This window comes from Streptomyces sp. NPDC004539, from assembly GCF_040610055.1.
Taxonomy (GTDB): Bacteria; Actinomycetota; Actinomycetes; order Streptomycetales; family Streptomycetaceae; genus Streptomyces.
Genome location: NZ_JBEXLS010000057.1, coordinates 1 through 19,667, shown reverse-complemented (window position 1 = coordinate 19,667; position 19,667 = coordinate 1). Strand labels below are relative to the sequence as shown.

Annotated in this window: 17 protein-coding genes, 1 rRNA gene and 1 riboswitch; of the genes, 4 read left to right on the top strand and 14 right to left on the bottom strand. The window is 70.0% G+C overall.

What is annotated here, in order from left to right:
- Positions 1 to 17: 17 nt before the first annotated feature.
- Both ABZX85_RS50010 and ABZX85_RS50005 read right to left on the bottom strand, forming a co-directional pair.
- The gene (locus ABZX85_RS50010) at positions 18 to 1,007 is read right to left on the bottom strand and encodes a sugar ABC transporter permease (protein WP_355885093.1); all 990 of its coding nucleotides are present in this window, start codon (positions 1,005 to 1,007) and stop codon (positions 18 to 20) included.
- Positions 1,004 to 2,299 (bottom strand): extracellular solute-binding protein, encoded by a 1,296-nt coding sequence (locus tag ABZX85_RS50005; RefSeq protein ID WP_355885092.1) that lies wholly within the window; start codon positions 2,297 to 2,299, stop codon positions 1,004 to 1,006. The genes ABZX85_RS50010 and ABZX85_RS50005 overlap by 4 nt, the downstream gene beginning before the upstream one ends.
- A 438-nt stretch (positions 2,300 to 2,737) precedes the next feature.
- On the opposite strand from ABZX85_RS50005, the gene ABZX85_RS50000 reads away from it, so the two are divergent.
- From ABZX85_RS50000 to ABZX85_RS49990, 3 genes are read left to right on the top strand one after another with little or no spacing between them, the layout of a single operon-like run.
- Positions 2,738 to 4,720 (top strand): amino acid transporter, encoded by a 1,983-nt coding sequence (locus ABZX85_RS50000; RefSeq protein WP_355885101.1) that lies wholly within the window; start codon positions 2,738 to 2,740, stop codon positions 4,718 to 4,720.
- 59 nt (positions 4,721 to 4,779) lie between these two features.
- A complete protein-coding gene (locus ABZX85_RS49995; protein ID WP_355885091.1) occupies positions 4,780 to 5,283 on the top strand; it encodes a hypothetical protein in 504 nt (167 codons plus the stop codon).
- Between the two features lie 16 nt (positions 5,284 to 5,299).
- Entirely contained in the window at positions 5,300 to 5,695 is a 396-nt protein-coding gene (locus ABZX85_RS49990) for a helix-turn-helix transcriptional regulator (protein ID WP_355885090.1), read from the top strand.
- Between the two features lie 61 nt (positions 5,696 to 5,756).
- Here the strand turns inward: ABZX85_RS49990 and gcvP are convergent, their stop codons facing one another.
- Positions 5,757 to 8,642: an aminomethyl-transferring glycine dehydrogenase gene (gcvP, locus tag ABZX85_RS49985; protein WP_355885089.1), complete on the bottom strand. Its 2,886-nt coding sequence runs from the start codon at positions 8,640 to 8,642 to the stop codon at positions 5,757 to 5,759.
- A 176-nt stretch (positions 8,643 to 8,818) separates the two neighbouring features.
- Positions 8,819 to 8,913, bottom strand: a riboswitch (glycine riboswitch).
- A gap of 122 nt (positions 8,914 to 9,035) precedes the next feature.
- Between gcvP and ABZX85_RS49980 the strand changes: the two genes are divergently transcribed.
- Positions 9,036 to 9,410, top strand: a complete 375-nt coding sequence (locus ABZX85_RS49980; protein WP_355885088.1) for a PRC-barrel domain-containing protein — start codon at positions 9,036 to 9,038, stop codon at positions 9,408 to 9,410.
- Positions 9,411 to 9,443: 33 nt separating this feature from the next.
- Here the strand turns inward: ABZX85_RS49980 and ABZX85_RS49975 are convergent, their stop codons facing one another.
- The 11 genes from ABZX85_RS49975 to rrf all read right to left on the bottom strand — a co-directional run.
- Positions 9,444 to 10,790, bottom strand: coding sequence for a DNA polymerase IV (locus ABZX85_RS49975; protein ID WP_355885087.1), 1,347 nt, complete (start codon positions 10,788 to 10,790; stop codon positions 9,444 to 9,446).
- A gap of 69 nt (positions 10,791 to 10,859) precedes the next feature.
- The gene (locus ABZX85_RS49970; protein WP_355885086.1) at positions 10,860 to 11,507 is read right to left on the bottom strand and encodes a MerR family transcriptional regulator; all 648 of its coding nucleotides are present in this window, start codon (positions 11,505 to 11,507) and stop codon (positions 10,860 to 10,862) included.
- A gap of 236 nt (positions 11,508 to 11,743) precedes the next feature.
- Entirely contained in the window at positions 11,744 to 12,217 is a 474-nt protein-coding gene (locus ABZX85_RS49965; protein ID WP_004934251.1) for a bifunctional nuclease family protein, read from the bottom strand.
- Between the two features lie 84 nt (positions 12,218 to 12,301).
- Positions 12,302 to 13,039 carry a MerR family transcriptional regulator gene (locus tag ABZX85_RS49960; protein WP_355885085.1) on the bottom strand — a complete coding sequence of 246 codons (738 nt, stop codon included), beginning with the start codon at positions 13,037 to 13,039 and terminating at the stop codon, positions 12,302 to 12,304.
- A gap of 40 nt (positions 13,040 to 13,079) precedes the next feature.
- Positions 13,080 to 13,961 carry an FHA domain-containing protein gene (locus ABZX85_RS49955; protein WP_355885100.1) on the bottom strand — a complete coding sequence of 294 codons (882 nt, stop codon included), beginning with the start codon at positions 13,959 to 13,961 and terminating at the stop codon, positions 13,080 to 13,082.
- Between the two features lie 82 nt (positions 13,962 to 14,043).
- Positions 14,044 to 14,874: a DUF881 domain-containing protein gene (locus ABZX85_RS49950; RefSeq protein WP_355885084.1), complete on the bottom strand. Its 831-nt coding sequence runs from the start codon at positions 14,872 to 14,874 to the stop codon at positions 14,044 to 14,046.
- Positions 14,875 to 14,879: 5 nt separating this feature from the next.
- Positions 14,880 to 15,212: a small basic family protein gene (locus ABZX85_RS49945; RefSeq protein WP_006144114.1), complete on the bottom strand. Its 333-nt coding sequence runs from the start codon at positions 15,210 to 15,212 to the stop codon at positions 14,880 to 14,882.
- Positions 15,209 to 16,105 carry a DUF881 domain-containing protein gene (locus ABZX85_RS49940; protein WP_355885083.1) on the bottom strand — a complete coding sequence of 299 codons (897 nt, stop codon included), beginning with the start codon at positions 16,103 to 16,105 and terminating at the stop codon, positions 15,209 to 15,211. Before ABZX85_RS49940 ends, ABZX85_RS49945 begins: the two co-directional genes overlap by 4 nt.
- A 136-nt stretch (positions 16,106 to 16,241) precedes the next feature.
- Positions 16,242 to 18,737, bottom strand: coding sequence for a mannose-1-phosphate guanyltransferase (locus ABZX85_RS49935; RefSeq protein WP_355885082.1), 2,496 nt, complete (start codon positions 18,735 to 18,737; stop codon positions 16,242 to 16,244).
- Positions 18,738 to 18,849: 112 nt separating this feature from the next.
- Complete coding sequence (locus tag ABZX85_RS49930) at positions 18,850 to 19,458, bottom strand: CDP-alcohol phosphatidyltransferase family protein (RefSeq protein ID WP_355885081.1); 609 nt, start codon at positions 19,456 to 19,458, stop codon at positions 18,850 to 18,852.
- A gap of 109 nt (positions 19,459 to 19,567) precedes the next feature.
- Positions 19,568 to 19,667, bottom strand: a 5S ribosomal RNA gene (gene rrf, locus ABZX85_RS49925); the annotation flags it as partial.

Sequence of the window (19,667 nt, the reverse complement as noted above, 5' to 3'; positions counted from 1 at the left end):
GTTCTTCCACGGCCTTCTCACGCGCCGCCTCCTCGCATGGTCGTGGTGGCGCCCTCCAGGTCCCGGCGCAGGACGTAGCGCTGGTAGACGACGGCGAAGATGAGGCTGATGACGAACATGGCGACGCTGATCGCGCTGGCGTAGCCGACCTGGTAGCGCTTGAAGCCGTACTGGAAGAGGGTGACGGCCATGGTCTCGGAGTGGTGGTCGGGACCGCCGCCGGTGGTGACCCAGACGAGGTCGAAGAGCTGGATCGCGCCGATCACCGAGAGGAAGACGCTGATCCTGAGGGTCGGCGCGAGCAGCGGCAGGGTGATGGAGCGGAACCGCTGCCAGGGCCCGGCGCCGTCGATGAGCGCGGCCTCCTTCAACTCGGCCGGGATGGACTGGAGTCCGGCGAGGTAGAGCATCATGTGGAAGCCGAAGTACTTCCACGTCATGACGAGGAAGAGGGTGGCGAGGACGGTCGAGGGGTCGGAGAACCACTTCCCGCCGAGCCCCTCCAGCCCGATGTGGCCGAGGAGTTGGTCCGCGAACCCGTCCTCGGGCGCGAACAGCATGCTGAAGAGGATGCCGGTGATCGCCTCGGAGAGGATGTACGGCGCGAAGAACAGCATCCGGTAGACGGCCCGCCCGCGCAGCTTCTGGTCGAGCGCGACGGCGAGGGCGAGCGCGAACGGCAGCTGGACGACGATGGAGAGCCCGATGATGACGGCCCCGCGCCACAGGTCGCCGAGGAAGACGTCGTCCTGGAACAGCCGGGTGTAGTTGTCGAACCCGATGGCCTCGGAGGGCCAGCCGAACCCGCCCCAGCGGAAGAAGGAGGCGTACACGGCGAACAGCATCGGCAGCAGCACCAGCACCCCGAACAGCACGAGCGCGGGCACCTGGAACGCGACGGCGGTGAACCAGTTCGTCAACTTCCGCCGGGAGCGCGCCTTTTCGGGCGCCGGGGACGCGCTGTCGGCCCCGGCGCTCCGGTCGTCCTTCACGAACGTCGAGGTCACTGCTCTTCCTTGGCGGTCTTCGTGATCGCCTCGGTGACCTGCTTCGGTGACTTGGACCCGGCGATGAGCCCGGCCACGCTGTCGTTGACCTGCTGCCCGACGGCCGGCGCGTACGCCTGGTCGAGGTAGAGCTGGAACCCGGTGGCGGCCGTCAACTGGGCCTGTACGGCCTTGACGTTGGGGTCGCTGACCGCGCTCTCGGCGGCGGGCACGACCGGCAGCACGCCCGTCTTCTTGACGAGTTCGAGGTCCGTCGCCTGCGAGGCGAAGAACTTCAGGAAGTCGACGGCGGCCTGCGGCGCCCCCTTGCGCAGGGCGTGGCCGCCGCCCCCGCCGAACACCTCGGTGATCGCGCCCTTGCCGCCCTCGACGGCCGGGAAGGGGAAGAACCCGAGGTCGGCGCCGATGCCCTTGCCCGCGTCGGCCTCGACGCTGGGCGCCCACTGCCCCATCAGCTCCATCGCCGCCTTGGCGTTGCCGACGGCGGCGGCCTGTCCGGTCGGGCTGGAGTAGGCGGCCCCGAGGAACCCCTTCTGGAAGGGCTGGAGGTCGACGAGTTCCTGGAGGTGCTGCCCGGCCTGGACGAACCCGTCCCCGGTGAAGTCCTTGTCGGCGTCGGCCTTCTTGAGCGCGTCGAGCCCGGCGGTGCGCATCGCGAGGTACGCCCAGTAGTACATGCCGGTCCAGCTCTCCTTGCCGGCGAGGGCGAGCGGGGTGACACCGGCGGCCTTGAGCTTGCGCACGGCGTCGAGGAATCCGGACCAGGTGGTGGGCGGGGCGGCGATCCCGGCCTTCCTGAACAGCGCCTTGTTGTACCAGAACCCGATCATGCCGATGTCGAAGGGGATGCCGTACACCTTCTCGTCGAGGAGGTACGGCGCCTTCGCGACCGGCAGGAGGCCGTCGGCCCAGGGTTTGGTGCGGGCGGTGAGGTCCTCGACGAGTCCGGCGTCGACCTGCTGCTGGAGGACGCCGCCACCCCAGGTGTGGAAGATGTCGGGGAGCTTGCCGGAGGCGGTCTGCGCCGTCATCTTGGATTTGTAGGCGTCGTTCTCCAGCTGGACGATCTTGATCTTGACGCCGGGATTCGCGTCCTCGAACTTCTTGGCCAGGGCCGCCCAGACGCCCTTGGCGGGCTCGGTGGTGGAGATGTTCCACCACTCGACGGTGGTCGTCCCGCCGGACGACCCTCCGTCGGAGTCGCCGCCGCAGCCGCTCAGCGCCGTCATGCCCAGACCGGCCGCGGCGGAGGCCGCCAGGAAGCCGCGGCGGGAGAGTGCCGGGTCGCCCATCATGCTCTCCTCGATAGATCGAAAGTTTCGGAGCCAATCCAGAAAGCTTCGCTGCTGCCGCACCCTAGAGACAGCCTCCGAAGAGTGGCAACCCCTTGAACACGGTCAATCCGGAGCCCAGTTGAAGAACGCTCCCCAGCACTCTCCACGGACGCCAACCTCAGCCGGTTCGAAACATTCGAGTCAACCGGCGAACATTACGAAACCCCGCGAGGGCCCCCTCCCCACCCGCCATGACCCTGGGTGTCCACTCCCCCGTTCGGCCCAGTCCACCTCCACGCCCCGGAACCCGCCCCCACCAGGCCAGTCTTAACGCAAGCTTGACGCCCTCCGGCCCCCGAACCACAGGCCCTCATGTCACTCTCTGCTTACGCTGGTGCCACCGTCCGCCCGATGGCCGGAACCCGCGCCCGAGCCGCACACCTGGAGCAGACGCCGATGGCCACGACCGAACGACCGGCACCCAGCCGCCTGCGGGCCTGGATGCTGGAGGGCCTGTCCGACATGGGCAAGGGCCACCAGGGTCAGCCGTCCGCGCCCCAGCAGGACGAAGCAGACGGGCAGGACCGGCAGAAGCAGGCCCACCACGGCCAGCCCTGGTACCGCGTCATGTGCCTGACCGGCGTCGACTACTTCTCCACCCTCGGCTACCAGCCGGGCATCGCCGCCCTCGCCGCCGGCCTCCTCTCCCCGGTCGCGACGATCGTCCTCGTGATCGTCACCCTCGCGGGCGCCCTCCCGGTCTACCGCCGGGTCGCCGAGGAGAGCCCGCACGGCGAGGGCTCGATCGCGATGCTGGAGCGGCTGCTCTCCTTCTGGAAGGGCAAGCTCTTCGTCCTGACCCTGCTGGGCTTCGCCGCGACCGACTTCCTCATCACCATCACGCTCTCCGCCGCCGACGCCTCCACCCACCTGGTCGAGAACCCCCACCTCACGAGCGCGCTGCACGACCACCAGATGCTGATCACCCTGGTCCTGGTCGCCCTGCTCGGCGCGGTCTTCCTCAAGGGCTTCCTGGAGGCCATCGGCGTCGCGGTGGTCCTGGTCGGCCTCTACCTCACGCTGAACGTCGTGGTCGTCGCCGTCGGCCTGTGGCACGTCGTCACGGCCGGGCACGTGATCACCGACTGGTCCAGCGCGCTGACCACCGAGCACGGCAACGTGTTCGCGATGGTCGGGGTGGCCCTCCTCGTCTTCCCCAAACTCGCCCTCGGCCTCTCCGGCTTCGAGACCGGCGTCGCCGTCATGCCGAACGTCAAGGGCGACCCGGACGACACCGAGGAACGCCCCACGGGCCGTATCCGCGACACCAAGAAGCTGCTCACCACCGCCGCCCTGATCATGAGCTGCTTCCTCATCGCCACCAGCTTCATCACGACCCTGCTGATCCCCGAGGACGAGTTCAAGACAGGCGGCCAGGCCAACGGCCGCGCGCTCGCCTTCCTCGCCCACGACTACCTCGGCGGCGCCTTCGGCACGGTCTACGACGTCTCGACCATCGCCATCCTCTGGTTCGCCGGCGCCTCCGCGATGGCCGGCCTGCTCAACCTGATGCCGCGCTACCTCCCCCGCTACGGCATGGCCCCGCACTGGGCCCGAGCCGTACGCCCCATGGTCATCGTCTTCACCCTGATCGCCTTCCTGGTGACCTGGATCTTCGACGCGAACGTCGACAAACAGGGCGGCGCGTACGCCACCGGCGTGCTCGTCCTCATCAGCTCGGCGGCGATCGCCGTGACCATCGCCGCGCACAAGGCCGGCCAGCGGAACTGGACGATCGGCTTCGGCATGATCGCCGCCGTCTTCCTCTACACGACCGTCGCGAACGTCATCGAACGTCCCGACGGCGTCAAGATCGGCGCCTGCTTCATCGCGGGCATCATCCTGGTCTCCCTCCTCTCCCGGCTGGCCCGCGCCTTCGAGCTGCGCGTCACGAGCGTGACCCTCGACCCCCTGGCGGAACGTTTCGTCCGGGACATGGCGAGCCGCAAGATCCGGCTCATCGCCAACGAGCCCGACCGCCGCGACATCGCCGAGTACCGCGAGAAGATCGAGCAGATCCGCGAGGACAACGACATCCCGGGCCAGGAGGACTACGTCTTCGTCGAGGTCACCGTCACCGACCCGTCCGAGTTCGAGGCGAGCCTCACGGTCCGGGGCGAGGTCCTGCACAACCGCTACCGCGTCCTGACCCTCGAACACTCCTCGATCCCGAACGCCCTCGCCGCCCTCCTCCTGCACATCCGCGACGCCACGAACTGCACCCCGCACATCTACTTCGAGTGGACCGAGGGCGGCCCCTTCACCAACTTCCTGCGCTTCTTCCTCTTCGGCCAGGGCGAGGTCGCCCCCGTCACCCGCGAGGTCCTGCGCGAGGCCGAACCCGACCGCGCCCGCCGCCCCCGCGTCCACACCGGCTGATCGTCAAGGTCCCGTCAGGGAGGGGTACGACACCGGCTCCCCCGGCCTACCGTCGAGACATGCCCCCCTTCGTGGACGACCGTCACTGGCGCGCGAGCGCACGGTTCGCCGCGGGCTGCGCCCTGACCTTCGCCGCCCTGGCGCTCCTGACCGACTGGGACGCCGGCACCCTGACCCCGCCCCGCGCGGCCCTGTGGCTCGCCCTCGCGACAGCCCTCCTCCTCGTCCTCCTCCCCGCCCACGTCACCGCCTCCCCCGGCCGCATCTCCTCCCGGGGCCCCCTGCGCCGCCAGACCCTCCACACCGACGAACTCGTCTCCGTACGGCAGCACGGCGGCGCCTCCGCCCACCTGGTCCTGCGCGACACCCGGGGCACCCGCCTCCAGCTCGACCCCCGCGTCCTGGCCGGCAGCCCCCTCCTGTGGCACGAGCTGGACACCGGCGTCCGCCGCTCCCGCGACCGCGGCACCCTGCGGCAGGGTACGGAGGTGCTGGCCCGCCTGACCCGCGAGATCGACGGCGAGACGGCGAAGGCGGTGCTCAGGGCGTCGGGGATGATCTGACACCTATCGTGACCGCATGCACTCCTACACCATCGGCCAGGCAGCCCGGCTCCTGGGCGTCAGCCCCGACACCGCACGCCGCTGGGCCGACGCGGGCCGCTTCACCACCCACCGCGACGACACCGGCCGGCGGCTGGTCGACGGTGAGGACCTGGCCGCGTTCTCCGTCGAGCTGGCCAGGACGGACGGCGACGACGAGACCCCGTCGCACACCTCCGTCCGCAACGCCTTCCCCGGCATCGTCACGGCCGTGAAGCTCGGCGACGTCGCCGCCCAGGTCGAGATCCAGGCGGGCCCGCACCGGCTGGTCTCCCTGCTGACCCGGGAGGCGGTGGAGGAACTCGGCCTCGCGGTGGGCATGGAGGCGACGGCCCGGGTGAAGTCGACGAACGTCCACATCGACCGGGCCTGACCCAGGAGAGAGGCTCCCTCCCCGGCCGAAAAAGCCGGAAAGGGAGCCTCTGTCATTCACTTCACGCGTCGTACGCGTCCAGCGGCGGGCAGGAGCACACCAGGTTCCGGTCCCCGAAAGCCTGGTCGATCCGCCGCACCGGCGGCCAGTACTTCTCGGCGGGAGACCCCCCGCCCGGGAAGACGGCCTCCTCCCGCGTGTACCCGTGCGCCCACTCCCCGCCCAGCGCGGCGGCCGTGTGCGGGGCGTTGCGCAGCGGGTTGTCCTCGGCGGCCCACTCCCCCGACCCGACCTTCTCGATCTCCCCGCGAATGGCGATCATCGCCTCGCAGAACCGGTCCAGCTCCGCCAGGTCCTCGGACTCGGTCGGCTCGATCATCAGCGTCCCGGCGACAGGGAACGACATGGTCGGCGCGTGGAACCCGTAGTCGATGAGGCGCTTGGCGACATCGTCGACGCTCACCCCGGTCGCCTTGGTCAGGGGCCGCAGATCGATGATGCACTCGTGCGCGACGAGCCCGCCGGGCCCGGTGTAGAGCACGGGGAAGTGCGGCTCCAGCCGCTTCGCGAGGTAGTTCGCGGAGAGGACGGCGACCTGGGTGGCCCGGGTGAGCCCCTCGCCGCCCATGAGCCGCACATAGGCCCAGGAGATCGGCAGAATCCCGGCCGAGCCCCAGGGCGCGGCGGAGATCGGCCCGACCCCGGTCTCGGGACCGGCCTCGCTCTGCAAGGGGTGATTGGGCAGGTACGGCGCGAGATGCGCCCGCACGGCGACCGGCCCGACCCCGGGCCCGCCCCCGCCGTGCGGGATGCAGAACGTCTTGTGCAGGTTCAGGTGCGAGACGTCCCCGCCGAAGTGCCCCGGCTTCGCCAGCCCGACCAGCGCGTTCAGGTTCGCCCCGTCGACATACACCTGCCCGCCCGCCTCGTGCACGAGCCCGCAGATCTCCCCGACGTGCTCCTCGAACACCCCGTGGGTGGACGGGTACGTGATCATCAGTACGGCGAGCTCGTCCCGGTACTGCCCGATCTTCGCCCGCAGATCCTCGACGTCGACCTCGCCGTCCTCGGAGGTCTTCACGACGACGACCTTCATCCCGGCCATCACCGCGCTCGCCGCGTTCGTCCCGTGCGCGGACGACGGAATCAGACACACCGTCCGCCCCGCGTCCCCGTTGGCCCGGTGATAGGCCCGTACGGCGAGCAGCCCCGCCAGCTCCCCCTGGGACCCGGCGTTCGGCTGCAACGACACCTTGTCGTACCCGGTGACCTCCGCGAGCCGCTCCTCCAGCTCCCGGATGAGCGTGAGGTACCCGCCGGCCTGCTCGACCGGCGCGAAGGGGTGCAGCTGCCCGAACTCGGGCCAGGTCACCGGCTCCATCTCGGTCGTCGCGTTGAGCTTCATCGTGCAGGACCCGAGCGGGATCATCCCCCGGTCGAGCGCGTAGTCCCGGTCGGCGAGCCTGCGCAGGTAGCGCAGCATGGCCGTCTCGGACCGGTGCCGGCGGAACACGGGGTGCGTCAGGATCTCGTCCCGCCGCAACGCCCCCTCGGCCAGCACCTCCTGAGCCGAGGCGTCCAGCGCGTCGACGTCCCCGGAGACCCCGAACGCCTCCCACACGGCGGCCAGTTGCTCCCGCGTGGTGGTCTCGTCGCAGGCGGCCGAGACGTGGTCGGCGTCGATGAACCGCAGGTTCACCCCACCGATCCGGGCGTGCTCCACGACCGCGGCGGCGGCACCGGGCACCCGCACCAGCACCGTGTCGAAGTAGGCGGCGTGGACCACCTCGACGCCCCCCGCCCTCAGCCCCTCGGCGAGGACGGTGGCGTACCGGTGCGTCTTCCAGGCGATCCCGCGCAGCCCCTCGGGCCCGTGGTAGACGGCGTACATCCCGGCCATCACCGCCAGCAGCACCTGCGCCGTACAGATGTTGCTGGTCGCCTTCTCCCGCCGGATGTGCTGCTCACGCGTCTGGAGCGCCAGCCGGTACGCCCGGTTCCCGTCCGCGTCGACGGACACCCCGACGAGCCGCCCGGGCAGGCTCCGCGCGAACTTCTCGTGGACGGCCATGTATCCGGCGTGCGGCCCGCCGAACCCCATCGGCACCCCGAACCGCTGCGTCGTCCCGACCGCGATGTCCGCCCCCAGCTCCCCGGGAGACCTCAGCAGCGTCAGCGCCAGCAGATCCGCCGCGACGGTGACGAGCGCCCCCAGCTCGTGCGCCCGCTCGATCAACGGCTCAATGTCGCGTACGACGCCGGAGGCGCCCGGGTACTGGATCAGCACCCCGTTGATCTCCCGCCCGGCGACCTCGGCCGGAATCCCCTCGGCGAGATCGGCGACGACGACCTCGACGCCCGTCGGTTCGGCCCGGGTCCGCAGCACGGCGACGGTCTGCGGGAAGACGTCCGCGTCGACGAGGAAGAGCCCCTTCTTGTTCTTCCCCATCCGCAGCGACAGCGCCATCGCCTCGGCGGCGGCCGTCCCCTCGTCCAGCAGCGACGCCCCGGAGGTCGGCAGCCCGGTCAGGTCGGCCACCATCGTCTGGAAGTTGAGCAGGGCCTCAAGTCGTCCTTGAGAGATCTCCGGCTGATAGGGCGTGTACGCCGTGTACCAGGCGGGGTTCTCCATCACGTTCCGCAGGATCACGGGCGGCGTGAACGTCCCGTAGTAGCCGAGGCCGATCATCGAGCCGAGCACCTGGTTGCGGTCGGCCAGCCCTCTCAGCTCGGCGAGCACCTCGGCCTCGGTCCGCGCCCGCGGCAGGTCCAGCGCGGCGACGTTCTTGATGGCGTCCGGCACGGCGGCGGCGGTCAGCTCGTCGAGCGAGCCGTAGCCCACCTGCGCGAGCATCTTGTCCTGGGCCTCGCGGTCGGGCCCGATATGGCGCTGCTCGAAGGGAACGCCCTGTTCGAGGACGCTGAGCGGGGTGCGAGGGACGGTCATTTCGGGGGGCCTCCTGGTCTGAGACGACCTTGGGGGGCACCACGCCAGCGGGGTGCCCGAACGGCCTCCCCCTCTGTCATCTGACCTGAGAGCTTCACCGGCCGCCCGAGGACGCCCGGCTTTCACCGTCGGTGAGAGCGGACGCCGTCGACACCCGCTCTGCTTTCCAGAGTGACCTCGTCCGTGCGGTACGTGGGCCTGAGAGATTCCGGGGAGGAGTTGCTCCTTCGGCGCCCCCGAACTCTCCGGAGGACTCTCCCGCACAGGGTCGACAGCCACTTTCACCCTACCAGCGAGGTCAACGCCCCGGCCTTCGAGTGGCCCCCGGACCAGAAGTGCTCTTTCGTAGTGCTTACGACGACTTTCAACCGGCTTGCGACCAGTGGAGGGCCCGTGCAGACCGACATCGATCCGCGCAACCTGATCGGCCGCAAGGCGTACGACCGCAACGGCACGAAGATCGGCACCATCGACGAGGTCTACCTCGACGACGCGACCGGCGTCCCCGAGTGGGCGGCCATAAGGACCGGCATCTTCACCCGCGACGCCTTCGTCCCCCTGGAGCCCAGCCGCCTCGTCGAGGGCACCCTGCACGTCCCCTACGAGCGCGCCCTCATCAAGGACGCCCCCGACTTCGGCGTGGGCCGCCACCTCTCCCCCGCCCAGGAGCTCCAGCTGTACCACCACTACGGCATGGACACCGTCGCCCCGACCCCGCCGGAGGACCGGGACTTCGGCACCATCGCGGGCGACGACACCACCTCCTGACGACAGGCCGAGGGCACCAGCCGGGGGGCACCCCTAGACCCGGGCCGCCCCCGGCACCAGCGGCAGCGCCTCGGCCGGCTCCAGCTCGGGGTCGTCGACCCGGAACGTCCGCACCCGCCCCGGCTCGGTGTCCCCCGGCGTCTCGAACCGCACGGTCACCCGCCCCACCCCGCTGCCCTGCACCCAGCCGGGCCCGAACCCGGCGTGCCTGACGTCCTCCCCCGGCCGCCACCGGTGCTCCGCGGGCCCGGCGTCGACGGTCTCCTCCCCGGGCGCCTCGGTCTCCTCCTCGTCGTCCCGCACCTCCTCGGCGGCCTGCGCGAACAGGTCCTCCTGCGTGAAGTCGGCGAGCCCCGACACCCCGACCCCGAGCAGCCGCACCCCGCCCGTCGTGTCCACCGAGTCCAGCAGCCGAGCCGCGGCTTCCCGCACCACCGCGAGGTCGTCGGTGGGCCCGCGCAGCGTCTCGGACCGGGTCAGCGTCGAGAAGTCGTACCGCCGCACCTTGAGCACGATCGTCCGCCCCGACAGACCGGCCTCCCGCAGCCGGCGCACACACCGCTCCGCGAGCCGCCGCACCTCGAAGCCGACCCGCAGCCGGTCGTGGATGTCCACGTCGTACGTGTCCTCCACGGACACCGACTTGGTCTCCCGCTCGGCGACCACGGGCCGGTCGTCGCGCGCGAGCGCCATCGCGTACAGCCCGTGGCCGTGTGCCTTGCCGAGGAGGCGGACCAGTTCGTCCTCACCGGCCTCGGCGATCTCGTCGACCGTGACGATCCCGGCCCGCCGCAGGTGGTCGCCGGTGGCCGGGCCGACCCCGGGCAGCGTCCGCACCGGCATCGGCCCGAGCAGCGCCCGCTCGGTGCCCGGCTCGATCAGGACGAGGCCGTCCGGCTTGGCCCGCTCGGAGGCGATCTTCGCGAGCATCTTGGACGCGGCGAGCCCCACCGACCCCGTGAGCCCCGTGATGGCCCGTATGCCCGCCCGGAGCCTGCTCCCCGTCTCCCGGGCCGACGCGCTGTCCCAGGCCGCCCCCTCGGCCTCCAGGTCCACGAACGCCTCGTCCAGGCTGAGCGGCTCCACCAGCGGCGACAGCGCCCGCAGCAGCGCCATCACCTGCTCGCTGATCGCCCGGTAGACCCCGAACCGCGGGATCAGATACGCGGCGTTCGGCGCGAGCCTGCGCGCCTGCGCCATCGGCATCGCCGAGTTCACCCCGAACACCCGCGCCTCGTACGACGCGGTCGCCACCACCCCGCGCGGCCCGAGCCCGCCCACCACGACCGCCTTGCCGCGCAGACTCGGCTTGGCCGCCTGCTCCACCGAGGCGTAGAAGGCGTCCATGTCGAGATGCAGGACCGTCGGCGCGTTTCTCACATCTCCGATGCTGCACCACGCCACTGACAACGGCACCGAACACGCGCCCGAAGCTCGCGGCGACCGCCGTCAGACGGCCTTGTGCCGCCGCCTCGCCAGCTCGTCCGAGGGGTTGTGGCCGACCAGGGTCTCGCCGGTGTCGACCCGCTCGCCGTGCAGTTGCGACAGCGCGCCCTCGACGTCCCGCCAGACCACGCCGACGGCGATCCCGAAGACCCCCTGACCGCCCTGGAGCAGCGCGTGGACCTCGTCCGGCGAGGTGCACTCGTACACCGTCGCGCCGTCGCTCATCAGGGTCATGCGCTCCAGGTCGCGGAAGCCGCGCTCCTTGAGATGCAGGACCGCGCCGCGGATGTTCTGCAACGACACGCCCGTGTCCAGGAAGCGCTTCACGATCTTCAGGACGACGACGTCCCGGAAGCTGTAGAGCCGCTGGGTCCCCGACCCGTAGGCGGCCCGCACGCTGGGCTCGACGAGCCCCGTGCGCGCCCAGTAGTCCAGTTGCCGGTAGGTGATGCCCGCGGCGGCACACGCCGTCGGACCTCGATAGCCGATCTCCTCGGACGCCATCGCCGCCGCCCCCTCGCTGCTGCTCGGCACGGCCGCCGGACGCCGAGGAGCGTGATCGGGCGCGCTGCCGTGAAGCCGGTACGGGCCGTTTCCCCCGAACCCTCGTCCGGGGGCTCCCCCAGCCGTACCGTCGCCGCTGATGCTCACGCCGACCTCCGTCCTTGACCTGCCTTCTCGACGGTAGGCAGTCACCAGGGGTGCGTCAACGATCGCCACACTCGGCACGCCGAGTGATAATCACCCTGGGAGTGGTTTCCCGTACCCCATCGCGGGGAAAGGCTAGCCGAATGCGCTGAGGCGATCCCGTAGGACGCTCTCACTGGCCGCTGGCAATTGCCGAACCGAGACGACATCGTCACCGACGAGTGTCCGGCGCGCGGGCGTCACTGGTTGCTGGTGCCGAAGTCCTCGGGCGAGATCTGGTCGAGGAACTCGCGGAACTTCTCCACCTCGTCCTCCTGCTCGTCCGGGATGGCGATGCCCGCGTCGTCGAGCACCGTGTCGCTGCCGTAGATCGGCGTGCCGGTGCGCAGGGCGAGCGCTATGGCGTCGGACGGGCGGGCGCTGACCTCGACGCCGCTGGCGAAGACCAGCTCGGCGTAGAAGACGCCCTCCCTGAGGTCCGTGATCCGCACTTCGGTCAGCTCCTGGCCGACGGCCTCCAGCACGTCCTTGAACAGGTCGTGGGTGAGCGGCCGGGCGGGGGCCATGCCCTGCTGGGCGAAGGCGATCGCGGTCGCCTCCCCGGGCCCGATCCAGATGGGGAGGTAACGGTCGCCTCCCACTTCACGCAGGAGCACGATCGGTTGGTTGGAGGGCATTTCGACCCGGACACCTACGACATCGAGCTCGTTCACACAGCAACCCTAGGCCGTGCCCGGGACGTTTGGGTAGTCGGGCCCCTGCCGGACGGCCGATCCGCCCAGGGCGAACGCCCCGTGTCAGGGCAGTCGCACGCCGAGAGCGGTCTGCACCAGCGCGGAGTGCAGCCGGACCGTGAGCCCGGCGAGTTCCTTCGTACGGGCCTGGGCGTGGGCCCTCGTCTGGGGGTTGCGGTGGAGCCTCAGCGGGGCGACGACCTGGTCGACGAGACCGGCCTCGCGATCGGCCGCCGCCTTCATCACCCGAAGGTGTCGCGGCTCGATGCCGAAGCGCCCGAGTTCGACGACGAGCGCGGCGACGGTGGCCGTCTCGGCGTCGTACACGCCGTCCTCCAGGGGGACGACGAGGCCGTAGGACTCCCACTCGGCGAGGTCCCGCTCCTCGATGCCGGCGGCGGCCAGCAGCTCGGCGCGGCCGATGCGGGCGACGGTGGGGGTGTCGGCGGGGTCCGTGACCGGTTCCCCGTCCCGCTGCCTGCCCACGGTCGGCAGCGGAACGGCCTCGCCGCGCTCCAGGGCCTCCAGATGCTCCCGGATGACCTTGAGCGGCAGGTAGTGGTCCCGCTGGAGCCGCAGGATGCGAGCGAGCCGCTCGACGTCCTGCGGGCTGAACTTGCGGTACCCCGAGGGGGTCCGCTGGGGCTCGACGAGCCCTTCCGACTCCAGGAAGCGGATCTTGGAGACGGTGACTTCGGGGAATTCGTCCCGCAGCACGTTCAGCACGGCGCCGATGCTCATCGGCCCGGCCTCCGTGGCGGCGGTGCCGTCTCCGGCACCGCCCCTCGGTGTTCTCAGCATGGACCTTCCCTGGGAAATCCCCGGACGAGTCCGGGGCGGGTCAGTAACCGCGCTGGCTCGCGTAGAAGACCAGCCGGTACTTGCCGATCTGCACCTCGTCGCCGTTGTTCAGAGGGACCTCGTCGATCCGCTCACGGTTGACATAGGTGCCGTTGAGGCTGCCGACGTCCGCGACCTTGAACGAGCCGTCCGCAACGCGGCGGAACTCCACGTGGCGGCGCGAGACCGTCACGTCGTCCAGGAAGATGTCGCTCTGCGGGTGGCGGCCGGCCGTCGTCAGGTCGCCGTCCAGGAGGAAGCGGCTGCCCGAGTTGGGGCCCCGGCGGACCACCAGCAGGGCCGAGCCCAGCGGCAGCGCCTCGACCGCGGCCTGGGCCTCCGGGGACAGCGCCGGGAGCGCGGTCTGGCCGGTGACCTCGGAGTCGTACGCCTCCAGGCCGGAGATGGAGATGGTGGAGGTCGTCTCCGACGCGCGCTCGGGCGTCACGCCCGGACGCAGCGGAGCACCGCAGTTGGAGCAGAAGCGGCTGTTCTCCGCGTTGCGGTTGCCGCACCTCTGACAGACCGGGGACGACATAGGGGCAAACCCTCCACCTGCACTTGAGGCTGACGGTTGTCCGAAACCTATGTCGCCGGACTGCGCGGGGTCAACAGACGCCGCGCCCTGGCCTCCGGGAATGTCACCCCCCGCCACCTGGTCACGGAACAGCGGACGCTGGCCTTCGTCACCTGGCTGTGCGCGATGGCGGGCGGTCGCGTTCTCGCCACCCTCTCCTCGCGCGCTCTTGCCGAACAACTTCGCAAACAACTTCACGGGCGATTCCCCTTGACCGAAACAGACCCGCCCGTGGGGCAGGACGAACCCTGACTCAATAGACCGGCCGACCCGGACACCTTCACAACGTCCGTATCCACCAGACAGTTTCCACCACCGACCACCCGATCGGTGCGCCGACCCCCCGCAACCTCATGCCCCTGCCGGACGGCCCTGATGCACCCCCGGTTCACCGGGCCGACGACCGAGCGTAGTCAGGCTGCTTCGCCGCCCGCAAGGCGTCCACGACGATCTTGTCGGATCGCTCGACGGTGACGGTGGCCTGCTCCTTCTCCAGGGTCTGCACCACACCTCCCGGGATGTTGAGCGCCGGTTCCAGATCCTCGGGCTTGCCGATGACCTGGAAACGATACGGAGTGCGGATCTGGTTCCCGTCCACGCTCACTCCGTTGTCGCCGTCCGTGAAGTACGTCCCGGCGACGACGCGCACGCCGTTCACCTGGATCGCCTCCGCGCCGGCCGCGCGCAGCTCCTGGATCGCGTCGAGCAGCATGTCCGCCTCGACCGTCCTCTTCGTGTCGTCGATGGTCATCGTGATACCCGGCCCCTGGGCCGCCACCGTGCCCGCCAGGATGCCGAGTTGCCTCTCCTTCTCGATCGTCTGCTTCCGGGCCTCCTCGGCCTGGTCGGAGCTGTTCTCCAGCTCCTGACGCTGCTTGTCGAGCCCGGTCTTCTCGTCCTCAAGACGCTGGCTGCGGTCGTCCAGTTCATCGAGGATGCGTACGAGGTCCTCCTGGCGCGCCCCGCGCAGCGCGTTGTCGCTGTCGCTGTTGGACGCGACCTGGACGGCGAGCCCGAAACCGAGCCCGAACAGCAGCAGCGCGACGATGAGCTGGGCCCGCGTCACCCGCGGCGGCCACAGCCCCTGCGCCAGCCGCTGACGGCCGGTCAGCCCCGGCTCCGGGGACGGCTCGGCGGCCTCCCGCGCGGGCGCCGCCTCGACCTCCTGCGGCAGTTCCTTGCGCAGCCCGTGCCCGGGTGTGGGGTCCTGTCCGTTCATCGGCGTCACGCCCGGAAGACGTGCCGGCGGATCGCCGCGGCGTTCGAGAAGATCCGGATGCCGAGGACCACCACGACACCGGTCGACAACTGCGCGCCCACGCCCAGCTTGTCGCCCAGGAACACGATCAGCGCGGCGACGACCACGTTCGACAGGAACGACACCACGAAGACCTTGTCGTCGAAGATGCCGTCCAGCATGGCCCGCAGCCCGCCGAAGACGGCGTCCAGCGCCGCCACCACGGCGATCGGCAGATACGGCTCGACGGCCACCGGAACCTCCGGCCGGACCAACAGGCCGGCCACGACTCCCACGACGAGGCCCAGTACGGCGATCACGATGTGCCCTTCTCACTTCTCGGCTGTGCGGTTCGGACGATCACACTCGGCGCGGCCGGCAGCCGCAGGTCCTTCTCCGTGGAGATGGCCGTCCGAATGCCGTAGTTCTCCTGGAGAGCGTTCAGATACAGCCCGTCCGCGCTGTTCTGGAACCGGGTGCTGAGCCGGTCCCCGTCCCCCACGGCGAGCACCGTGTACGGCGGCACCAGCGGCTTGTTGTCGACCAGTATGGCCTCCCCGGCGGCCCTGATCGCCGACAGCGCCGTCAGCCGCTGCCCGTTGACGGAGACGGCCTCCGCGCCGGACTCCCACAGGCCGTTGACGACCCGTTGCATGTCCCGGTCGCGCACCCGCCCGGTGTCCGAGAAACCGGACGTCTCGCGCGGGTTGCCGTTGCCTCCGCCGGTGGCCTCCTTGGCGTCGTCGACCACGAGCTTGACGCCGGGGCCGTGCACCGCGACGGCGCCCGAGAGGATGCCCACGAGGTCCGCCTGACCGCTGCCGCCGCTGTTCTCCAGGGCCTGCCGCTGCCGGGCGCTCACGTCGTCCCGGAGGGTGTCCACGGACTTCTCCAGCTTGTCGGCCGCCTCGGTCTCCCGGTCGATCCTGTCGATCAGCTCCTGGCGCTCCTTGGCGACGACCGGGGCCGACACCCGCGCCTGGGCCGCGCCCACGGTCACGACGAGCGCCGCGAGCACCAGCCCTCCGGCGAGCCCGAGTCTGGCCCGCAGCGTCCGGGGCAGGCCACCGGCTCCCTGGGCGCGCTTACGTTCGGCCGCTTCGGCGTAGCCCTCGTCGAGGCTGTGGTCCATGACGTTGGTGAGCAGCGACATGGAGGCGTCCGGACGCGACGCGCGCGCGGGTGTGCTCCGAACGGGGGGCTGCTGCGGCATGCCGCACATCGTCGCACGTCGCGGGCACTGCTTCCGAACGGCCCCACCGGCGTGCCGGACAGGCCCCCTTGGGGACACTTGTCCGGCACGCGCGCGTGCGGGGCGGTTTCAGCTCACGGCGCTCAGCTCGCGGGGCTCAGCGCCCGGCGCCGTCCACCACCGCCGACCACTCGTCCAGCAGGGCCTGCGCGGAGGCGTCGTCCGGCCCTTCGGCCCACAGGTGCGTGACCGCCTCCGCCGGGTCGGGCAGCACCATCACCCAGCGCCCGTCCGTCTCCACCACGCGCACACCGTCGGTGGTGTCCACGAAGCGCTCTCCGGCCTCTTCGACGACCCGCCGCATCACGAGCCCCTTGACGGCCCACGGGGTCGCCACATCGCGCCTGAGGACGTGCGCCCGAGGAATCCGGGCATCTATTTGACTGAGTGTCAGTTGTGTCCGAGCCACAAGTCCGATCAGTCGTACGAACGCGGCGGTCCCGTCGAACACCCCGCTGAACTCGGGGACGATGAACCCGCCCTTGCCGTCCCCGCCGAAGATCGTCGACTCGTCCCGCCCGACCCGCGTCAGATCGTCCGGCGACGTCGTCGTCCACTCGACCTGCGTGCCGTGGTACGCCGCGACCTGCTCGGCGATCCGCGTCGTCGTCACCGGCAGCGCCACCCGCCCGCTGCGCCGCTCGGCGGCCACCAGGTCGAGCATCACCAGCAGCGCCCTGTCGTCCTCGATGATCCGCCCCTTCTCGTCCACGAGAGAGAGCCGTTCACCGACGGGGTCGAACCGCACCCCGAACGCCGCCCGCGACGACGCGACGATCTCCCCGAGCCGCACCAGCCCGGTCCGCCGCACCTCGCCCGTCTCGGTCGGCCGCGACTCGTCGAGCCCCGGGTTGACGGTCAGCGAGTCCACCCCGAGCTTCCCCAGCAGACTGGGCAGGACGAGCCCCGCGCTCCCGTTCGACGCGTCCACGACGACCTTCAGCCCGGAGTCCGCGACCCCGGACGTGTCGACGTTCCGCAGCAACGACCCGGTGTACGAGTCGAACACGCTCGCCGGGAAGCGCAGATCCCCGATCTCCCCGGGGAACGCCCGCCGGTACTCCTGCCGCGCGAACACCCGGTCCAGCTTCCGCTGGCTCGCCTGCGAGAGATCCGCCCCCTGCCCGTCGAAGAACATGATGTCCACCGAGTCCGGCACCCCGGGCGACGTCCGGATCATGATCCCCCCGGCACTCCCCCGCGCGGTCTGCTGCCGCGCCACGGGCAGCGGTACGTTCTCCAGGTCCCGTACGTCGATGGCGCTGGCCTGGAGCGCGGAGATCACCGCCCGCTTGAGCGCCCGCGCGCCACGCGAGTGATCGCGGGCCGTGGTGACGGTCGCCCCCTTCTTCAGGGTCGTCGCATAGGCCCCCGCGAGCCGCACGGCCAGCTCCGGGGTGATCTCGACGTTCAGAATCCCCGACACCCCGCGGGCGCCGAAGAGATGCGCCTGGCTGCGCGACTCCCAGATCACCGAGGTGTTGACGAACGCGCCGGCCTCGATCGTCTTGAACGGATAGACCCGGACGTTCCCCTGGACGATCGACTCCTCGCCGATCAGACACTCGTCCCCGATGACCGCGCCGTCCTCGATCCGCGCGGCCCGCATGATGTCGGTGTTCTTCCCGACGACACAGCCCCGCAGATTGCTCTGCTGCCCGACGTACACGTTGTCGTGCACGACCGCCTTGTGCAGAAAGGCCCCGCTCTTGACGACGACGTTCGAGCCGACGACCGTGTGCTCCCGGATCTCCGCCCCGGCCTCGACCTTGGCGTAGTCCCCGATGTACAGCGGCCCGCGCAGTACGGCGTCGGCGTGCACGTCGGCGCCTTCCGCGACCCAGACGCCGGGCGAGATCTCGAATCCGTCGATCTCGACGTCGACCTTGCCTTCGAGCACGTCGGCCTGGGCCTTCACATAGCTCTCGTGCGTCCCGACGTCCTCCCAGTAGCCCTCGGCGACATAGCCGTAGATCGGCTTGCCCTCCTTCATGAGCTGTGGGAAGACGTCACCGGACCAGTCCACCGGCACATCGGCCTCGACATAGTCGAAGACCTCGGGCTCCATGACGTAGATGCCGGTGTTCACCGTGTCGGAGAAGACCTGTCCCCAGGTCGGCTTTTCGAGGAACCGCTCGACCTTGCCCTCCTCGTCGACGATCGTGATGCCGAATTCGAGCGGGTTGGGGACCCTGGTCAGACAGACGGTGACCAGTGCCCCCTTCTCCTTGTGGAAGGTGATGAGATCGGTGAGGTCGAAGTCGGTCAGCGCATCGCCGGAGATGACGAGGAAAGCATCGTCCTTCAACGCCTCTTCGGCGTTCTTGACGCTTCCGGCGGTACCGAGTGGCTTCTCCTCGTTGGCATAGCTGAGCTCCATTCCGAGCTCTTCACCGTCACCGAAGTAGTTCTTCACCAGCGATGCCAAGAACTGGACGGTAACGACGGTCTCGTTGAGACCATGCCTTTTGAGCAGCCGCAGGACGTGCTCCATGATCGGCCTGTTGGCCACTGGCAGGAGCGGCTTGGGCATGCTTGAGGTCATGGGGCGAAGGCGTGTGCCCTCGCCTCCGGCCATCACGACGGCCTTCATGTCGGAAGCGTCCTCCTTGAGAGACGACGGTCTAGCCGACTTCACCCGTCCAGATTGTCCCGCACTTTTCCGCCGCGGGCCATCGAGCAACCGCTGACGCCGATCGACGAGCTCAGTCGGCCATGGCGTCCGCACGGATCAGGCGGCGGACCTGTACCACGTAGAGGACTCCTGCCCACCAATACAGCGTTGTACCCCATCCTGCGAACGCCCAGCCGAAAATCGCAGCGAGTGACGCGAGCCATCCACTTCCGTCACTGAGCAACAGCAGCGGAAAGGCGTACATGAGGTTGAAGGTCGCGGCCTTCCCCAGGTAGTTCACCTGCGGCGGCGGATAGCCGTGCCGCCTGAGGATGCCCACCATCACCAGGAGAACCAGTTCTCTGGCGAGAAGTACAGCCGTCAACCAGAGCGGCAGAATCTCGCGCCAGGTGAGGCCGACGAGCGTCGAGAGAATGTACAGCCGGTCGGCAGCCGGGTCGAGCAGCCGGCCGAGACTGCTGATCTGGTTCCACTTCCGGGCGAGCTTGCCGTCCAGATAGTCACTGATGCCGCTCAACGCGAGGATCAGAAACGCCCAGCCGTCGCTCTTCGGCCCCCCGAACTCGGGCCTGAGAATCAGCCACAGGAAGATCGGCACGCCGACGAGGCGGGCCATGCTGAGGATGTTCGGGATGGTGAGGACCCGGTCAGTCTGGACACGGGTCTCCTGGACCTCCACCCGGGGGCCTCCAGAGAAAATGAGCCAACGATGCCCCCTGACCCTACCTCAACGCAAAAAAGCTCTGGCTCTTGGGCTTGTGTGCCCAAGAGCCAGAGCTCTAAAAGGAGTTCAGCGGCGTCCTACTCTCCCACAGGGTCCCCCCTGCAGTACCATCGGCGCTGTGAGGCTTAGCTTCCGGGTTCGGAATGTAACCGGGCGTTTCCCTC